1 protein-coding gene is annotated in these 881 nt (G+C 64.9%); it reads right to left on the bottom strand.

Annotation, left to right across the window (positions count from 1 at the left end; all coding sequences use genetic code 11):
• A partial coding sequence (locus RTX98_RS19985; RefSeq protein ID WP_312798627.1) for a cobaltochelatase subunit CobN occupies positions 1-881 on the bottom strand: 881 nt, incomplete at both ends.

Genomic DNA, 881 nt, shown 5'->3' with positions numbered 1-881 from the left:
ATGGATGATGGCGTGGGTGCTCAGCACTTCGCGCATCCAGAAGCCGAAGGCGACGAGCGCGTGGCGTGGCGGCAGAGCGGGATCGTGATAGTCGGCGCGGCGATCGGCCGAGCGGCCGCGATCGGGCGCAAGCGCGACGGTGACATTGCCGAAGCGCAGTGCGCGGAAACCGAACCGGTCCTCGTCGGCCTCCGTTTCAGGCTCGCCCCAGGTGGCGGTCAGATGATTTTGAGCGACTTCAGGTATTTCTTTAAGAAAGCTCTTATATTCATCAACATCAATATATTGGCGCGAGCTTTGAAGATGCTGCATGAGCTCGCGCGGAAGCTCGGGAATGTCCGCCACCGTGTAGCCGGCTGCCCGCAGGTCCGCGAGCATCGCAAGCACGCTTGCCGGAACATCAAGGCCCACGGCATAGCCGGTGCGACCGGCGGCCCCGGGATAATCCGGCAGGAGGATTGTGATCTTGCGCTCGGCCGGCGGGGTCCTCGCCAAGCGCAGGAAATTGGCGATGCGCTGGGCTACGTGAGCGACGCGGTCGGGTTCCGGACGGTTGATCTGTGCCGAACCGGGCAGCAGACCGGGCTCCTTGAAGGAAATGGCGCCCGCGAGAATGCGGCCGTCGAGTTCAGGCAGCACGACATGCATGGCGAGATCGGCCGGCGCGAGGCCGCGCTGGCCGCTTTCCCACGCTTCACGGCGGGTCGTGGCGGTGACGATCTGGAAGACAGGCAGGCCGAACGTGTCGAACAGAGTTTCCGCACCGGGCTCGGCGCCACTGGCGAAAGCGGTGGCGGTCAGGATGGCGGCTGGGCGATGCTGGGCGACGGCTTTTCGCAGGAAGGCCTCGACTTGGGTGTCGCGCAGGCTGGAGACATAGA

Origin of the sequence: Tianweitania sp. (genome assembly GCF_032053605.1) — a bacterium.
Lineage (GTDB): Bacteria > Pseudomonadota > Alphaproteobacteria > Rhizobiales > Rhizobiaceae > Tianweitania.
This window is presented reverse-complemented; position numbering and strand designations above follow the sequence as displayed.